The following is a 6,161-nucleotide window of genomic DNA, read 5'->3' as shown; positions in this document are numbered from 1 at the left end:
CATCCCCGCCACGATCTCTGTTGCACACACATCGCGATCATGGCGGGGATGATCTATTTGTCGAGCACCGCCAATCGGCGCGTCTCGCTATAACCCTCAGCCCTCAACCGGTTACCCGACGGTCTCTAACAAACCCGGGTGCGGACCGAGGCCTCGACGTTGTTGTGTCCAACGCGGCGGCTCAGGTCAAAGCGCTCGCTACGCCTGTGGGACGCCCTGACGTCCAGCGTCTGCGCGGCGCGCTTCAACGTGTCCACAGTGCTGTTCTTCAGCCTGAACGGCTATTCACCCGGTGCCATCGAGTACGCCAACCAAGTTCGGATCGCGCTCTTCACGTTCGGCCCGGGCCTCGTGCCCTCTCCCGTCAACGACTTCGCGCGGCATCTGGCAATTCTGGCCACTCCTGCTGCCGGACCGAACACACCGACGAGCATGGCCTTCGGACCAGGGCTGCGCAGAGCTGGATGGCGCGAGTGGAGCACGGCCGCCAAGATCGCCGTCGTGCTCGTCACCCCGGCTGTCGTCACTATCGCCGGTCCCGTGCTGTTCGCCGTAGGCCGAGAGGCGACGCGACGGTCAGCGCAAGAAGCGAGCACCTTCGACGGTGTCGCCCAGCGACGAGCGATCGTCACGACCGCAGGAGTGGCCGGCACGATCATGCTGCTCTCGGTCGCAGTTCAGAACCTTGTTTGGGCCATCACCGGCGACGCACCAGCCGACGGATCACCCGGCTTCGGTGCAGTACTCGGCGCCGGCCTGGGCTTCGCGATGATCATTGCGCCGAACTTCGTAGCGCGTGCAGGCAAGCTGGCGTGGCTTTGGGTTCCCCGGATGCTGTGGAATCCCCAACAGGAGACTGATCCATCTGCCCTGCGCTGAGCCGGCTGCCGGCCCGGATGCCCTCGCGAAGCGCGGGCGAGGTGGGGCGTTGGCCGAGGACGAGGCGTACGACGGACCCTGGGATGGTCCAGGTCCGTGTGTGGTTGGTTAGCATGCCCGGCGATGATGTTTCTTCTTCGCTCCCTGCGGCTACGCCGCGCCGCCCGTAGGCATTTCGGCTGGCAGCAGCTGCGCCCCACCCAGCTGCGCGCGATGCGCACGCTACTGGCCGGCCGCGACGCGCTGGTCGTGCTGCCCACCGGGGGCGGGAAGTCTGCTGTGTATCAGGTCCCCGCCACGCTCCTGCGCGGCCCCACCGTGGTGATCTCACCGCTGCTGGCATTGCAGCAGGATCAGGTCGGCAACCTCAACGACCGGGACGATCCGGCGTTGCGGGCGGTTCGGATCAGCTCAGCGGAGAGCCCGAGCAAGCAGGCGGCTGCCCTGGCCGAGCTGCGCTCGGGTGCTGCGAAGTTCCTGTTCATCACGCCGGAGCAGCTCAGTTCGCCGGAGCGGCTGGCCGAGGTCCGCGCGCTGCGTCCGGCGCTGGTGGCGGTTGACGAGGCGCACTGCATCTCGTCGTGGGGCCACGACTTCCGCCCTGACTACCTCACTCTCGGTCACCTTATCCGCGGCCTGGGCCGCCCGCCGGTGGTGGCGCTGACCGCCACAGCCTCGCCGCCGGTGCGGGAGGAAATCACCGCGCGGCTCGGCATGCGTAAGCCGCGGCTGGTTCTATCCGGATTAGACCGTTCGAACCTATTCGTCGCCGCCGTGCATTGTCCCAGCGAGGACTACCGCTGGCGGAGGCTGCTTACCCTGCTCAAGGAGGCCGACCCGCCCGGTATCGTGTACGTGCCGACCCGGCGTGCCGCCGAGGACCTCGCGCAACGGCTGTCCGACGCGGGTTATCCCGCGCAGGCATACCACGGCGGCATGGCGGCCGGGGTGCGTCGCCGTCGTCACCAGGATTTCCTCGCCGACCGGGTGCCCATCATGGTTGCCACCTCGGCGTTCGGCATGGGCATCGACAAGCGAAACCTTCGTTGGGTAGCACACGTGGCGTTGCCCGACTCACCGGACAGCTACCTCCAGGAGATCGGGCGGGCAGGGCGCGACGGTGAGTTCGCCCGGGCGTTGCTGCTCCACCGAGCCGAGGACATTGCCTTGCAACGCTTTTTCAACGGCGGCGCGCCTGAACTGGGAGAGCTGCGAGCCGTCGCAGCCGCCCTGCATCGCGGCCCGCTCACCCGCACCGCTCTGGCAAAGGTCACCGGGCTGAACCAGCGCAAGGTCGCCAGCCACATCGGTCTGCTTGAGCAGGTCGGTGCGGTAGCGACGGGGCCCAAGGGTGAGCTCAGCGTCGCTCGGTATGCCCCCCTGCCCGACCAGGCGGCTCGGGAGGCGCTGGCCGAGTACGCCCGCTATCAGGCCGGGCAGCGTTCGCGTACCGACATGATGCGCCGCTTCGCCGAGAGCCCGGGCTGCCGGATGCAGTCGCTGCTGGGCTACTTCGGAGAGCAGTTGAGCCGCCCCTGCGGGCACTGCGACAACTGCGACGGCGGCACCTCAGAGGTGCTCCCGGAAGACGGGCCGTACCCACTGCACAGCATCGTGCGGCACGCCAAATGGGGATCAGGCATGGTCCTCGGGTACGAAAACGACCGCATGACCGTGCTCTTCGACGACGTAGGCTACAAGACCCTGTCAGTCTCCGTTGTGCAAGCGCAAGGCCTGCTGGCACTCGCCGCGGACGGCCGCTAACCTCTTCGCCCGCCGCGCCGATGCACGACCATCAGTCTGGTGCCTCCTGTGTCGCGGGGCGGCGCATGCGGCGGGTGAATCGGCTCCTCGGGGTGTTCGCCACGGCCGGCCCCACCGATTGTCATGATCGTTGTCTCGCCTGGACCTGGCGTGCCAGGTCTCGGTTGGGTGTTCGCACGTCTCGTCCTCGGCCACGTCGTCGGGCCAGACGTTCCGCTCGCCAACCAGATGACGTCCCGCGCGGAGCGCCGGCGGTGACTCCGAGAAGCCGTAACGATCGCCAACCCGGCGGCGAGCGCCAGAAGGTACGTCGACTGGTTCTCCGTGCCCTCCGGCTCCACCAGCTACAACTACATCGACGCCCTCACCAAGCCGGCCTTCAGCGCGGTGGCGGTGACCGGCGGCAACGCGCCGCGCCCCAGCGGCACCTCCTGGGCCATGCCCAGTTCGGTGACCGCCAAGCCGCCCCAGCCAGCGGTTGGCTGCTCTGCGGCACCGTGCAGATCCGAACCGACACGAACATGCTGATTGACAGCGGTGACGGGGTGGTGCGGAGCGTCGGCGGAAAACTCCGCGAGCCAAGAGGCCCGTCCCGGTTTGGGGACGGGCCTCTTGTGGTCCCCGGGGGGCAGGCCCAGTTGGCGCTGGCGCAACTCAAGGCGGCCGACAAAGCCAATTGGGAGGCCAGGAACCGCGCGATGGAACCCGTTTTCGGCCTTCGCTCGAAACAGAGGCCCAGCACATAGCGGGCCTCTGGTCAGGCCCCCAGGAGCCCGCCATCCACGCTGGCGTAGGCGTCGCCGTGTACATCGATGTCGCCCGCGACGCTGCCAATGCCGTGCACCGTGCCACCCAGATCGCCGGTCACGCCGCCGACACCGAGGCCACCAACAGTGCCGTCCCACGTGCCGCCAGCGTCACCGGTCACATCGCCAGGCAGGCCCGTGACGCCATCCACCGTCCCACCCAGGTCACTCGTCACGCCGCCGACAACGAGACCGCCAACAGTGCTGTCCAGGGTGCCGTCGAGATCGCCGGTCACGCCGTCAGCCAGGGCGGTGACGCCGTACACGGTGCCGCCCAGGCCGCCGGTCACGCCGCTGACGCCGAGACCACCGACGGTGCTCTCCGGGGTGCCGGTCACGCCGCTGAGGCTGACGCCGTCGAGCGTGGCGCCCACGTCGCCAGTCACACCGGTGGGGCCGAGTCCGCCGAGGGTGCTGTCGAGGGTGCCGGCCGCGCCGCTGAGCCCAATCCCGTCGACGGCGACACCCGCGCTTGCGCCGAGGCTGCCTCCGGCCAGCAAGGATGTGACACCCTGTACAGGAAGGTGGTCGGCGACCATTGGAACGGTGTCCTGCACGTCGGCCGGGGTCACGTCGTGGAGGCCAGCGTTGTTCAGCGCGGCTTGCGGGTCCGCCTCGTACGTCGCTCGGGCGTCGACGTTCGTGAGTAGTCCGAAGACGAAGTCCTGCAGGCTCTGCGGCGAGGCCATCCCAGCGCTTACGCCCATGTCGGCGGTGGATCCCGCACTGGCGCTGGGATCGACGCTGGTGGTCGTGGTCGTATCGGCACTTACCTCGCTGTTGCCGGTCCAGTCGGCGGCAGAGGTCGAGTTCACGTCGGCGGTCGATGTGGTGCTGGCGCTTGCACTCATGTTGCCGGTCTCCTCGATGGGTGTTGTTAGGACGTGGTCCGGACAAGATCGTCCGGACCCGCGCTCGACGGTAGGGCGAAACAGCGGTATCAGGCATCGGGGGTGCACCCCCGGCTTATCTCGCCGGGTTAGGGCACGGATGCCGTCCGGCGTTAGGGGATTTACGGGGTCATGGGTCAAACCCCCAGTCGCTAGCGCCTGACTAGTCGTCGGAGGCGCGGCGGGTGGGTCGTGAGGTGTGACATCCGGTCATCGAACTGACGGTGTCAGCGAGAGTGCCTGTGGCCGGCTGCACCGAGTGCCACCTTCAGGCATCCGGCCTGCGCGCCCAACGCCATCACAGGGCGTAGGCGCTGTTCGGGCGAGAGCGGGCGGGACCCCGGGGACGGGGATCCCGCCCGCACCCAGGTCGCGCACCCCGGCCTCTTGATGAACAGGCGTCGAGGGCCAGGGTCCCGGTCGACCTCAGGCTCTGGGCGCCGACACGGCGGCTTGGGCATCGACGATTCCCCAGCCGTAGATCGGCGTGTAGACACCACGCAGGCCGAGCGGGGTGCGAGCGGTCGACATCAGTACCGAGTACACGTTGTCGAGGCTGCGCTGCTGGGCGAAGAGCAGGGCCGCGACTCCTGATACGTAGGGCGTGGCCATCGACGTGCCGGCGTAGGCGTCGTAGTTGCTCTGCCCGCAGGTGTCCGAGCCGGTACCTAGCGGGACGCTGGACCACACGTCGTCGTCGCAGTTAACGAGGCCAGCACCGCCGGGGGCGGCCACCGCCTTCAGGTCAGCTTTCACGCCGAGGTTGGAGTACCACGCCTTCACCTCGTTGCGGTCCGTGGCGGCGACGCAGAGGGCGCCGGCTTCCCAGGCTGGGGTGTCGCAGAGCGGTGCCGTCTCGTTGCCGGTGGCGGCGATGACGGCTACGCCCTTCGCGTGCGCGTAGGTGATCGCCTGCGTCGCGGCCGACTCCAGCCCAGTGAGGGTGAGCGCCTGGGAACCCGGCAGCGCGCCGAGACTGAGGTTGACCACCTTTGCGCCGTGGTCGGCTGCGTAGCGGATACCCGCGGCGATGTCGGCGAAGCTGCCACTGCCCGCCTCCAGCACCTTGATCGGCATGATCTTCGCGTCGGGGGCAACGCCCGCGATACCGACCCCGTTGCCGGTGGCCGCGGCCGCGATGCCCGCAACATGGGTGCCGTGCTCGTCGCCGGCGTCGGGCTTGCCGTTGGGGCCCCGCCAGTCGCCGTTGCCGCAGGAAGTCGCACCGCAGTCGACGAAGGTGGCGCCGGGAACGAGCTTGGACGCCAGATCCGGGTGGTTGAGGTCGACGCCGGTGTCGACAACCGCGATCACCACACCGGCTCCCGTGCTGGTCGCCCAGGCCTGTTCGGCGTGGACCTGCCGCAGGCCCCACTGCTTGTCGTACAACGGATCATTGCCAGCCGCCTGGGCGGGCGTCGCGGCGACGGCCACGAGGACAGTGGCCAGCGTGGTACCGGCGATTAACTGGGTGATCGACATGAGACCTCTCCTCAGGATGCGACGGCGCTTCATCTGTAGATCGATGATCATGTGCGAAACGCAACAGTGAAGGCAGCTGATCACCGCCGGGCGACCCCTGAAGTCGGGCAATCCGTACGAGCTGATGACGGTGATGCCTCGCCGCTACCGCTAGAGGGACAGCGGCCGGTGCGCCAACGCGGGTATAGACATCGTCGACGGGAAGGCGCCGCGCCGGAACTTGTCAAGGTCGGTGGGACCAGTGGGTGTTACGCCGCTTGGGGTAGTGGTTGATCGGTTGCCGGTTCGGGTGGGTTGATCCAGACGGCGTCGGGCAGGTGCAGCGCTTTCGGTCTGGGCC

4 protein-coding genes are annotated in these 6,161 nt (G+C 68.3%); 2 read left to right on the top strand and 2 right to left on the bottom strand.

Annotated features, from left to right (window positions below; all coding sequences use genetic code 11):
* The first annotated feature begins 258 nt into the window (after nt 1-258).
* Together KBX37_RS33100 and KBX37_RS33095 are read left to right on the top strand one after the other, a co-directional pair.
* Entirely contained in the window at nt 259-879 is a 621-nt protein-coding gene (locus KBX37_RS33100) for a hypothetical protein (protein ID WP_210779760.1), read from the top strand.
* A gap of 123 nt (nt 880-1,002) precedes the next feature.
* Nucleotides 1,003-2,643, top strand: a complete 1,641-nt coding sequence (locus KBX37_RS33095; protein WP_210779759.1) for an ATP-dependent DNA helicase RecQ — start codon at nt 1,003-1,005, stop codon at nt 2,641-2,643.
* Between the two features lie 757 nt (nt 2,644-3,400).
* Here the strand turns inward: KBX37_RS33095 and KBX37_RS33090 are convergent.
* A complete protein-coding gene (locus KBX37_RS33090; protein WP_210779758.1) occupies nt 3,401-4,300 on the bottom strand; it encodes an IniB N-terminal domain-containing protein in 900 nt (299 codons plus the stop codon).
* A gap of 465 nt (nt 4,301-4,765) precedes the next feature.
* Nucleotides 4,766-5,872 (bottom strand): S8 family peptidase, encoded by a 1,107-nt coding sequence (locus KBX37_RS33085; RefSeq protein ID WP_210779757.1) that lies wholly within the window; start codon nt 5,870-5,872, stop codon nt 4,766-4,768.
* Nucleotides 5,873-6,161: the final 289 nt, after the last annotated feature.

The organism is Micromonospora sp. U56, assembly GCF_018070095.1.
Lineage (GTDB): Bacteria > Actinomycetota > Actinomycetes > Mycobacteriales > Micromonosporaceae > Micromonospora > Micromonospora purpureochromogenes.
Note: the sequence above shows the minus strand (reverse complement) of the source record. Positions and strands in the feature narration are given on the sequence as shown.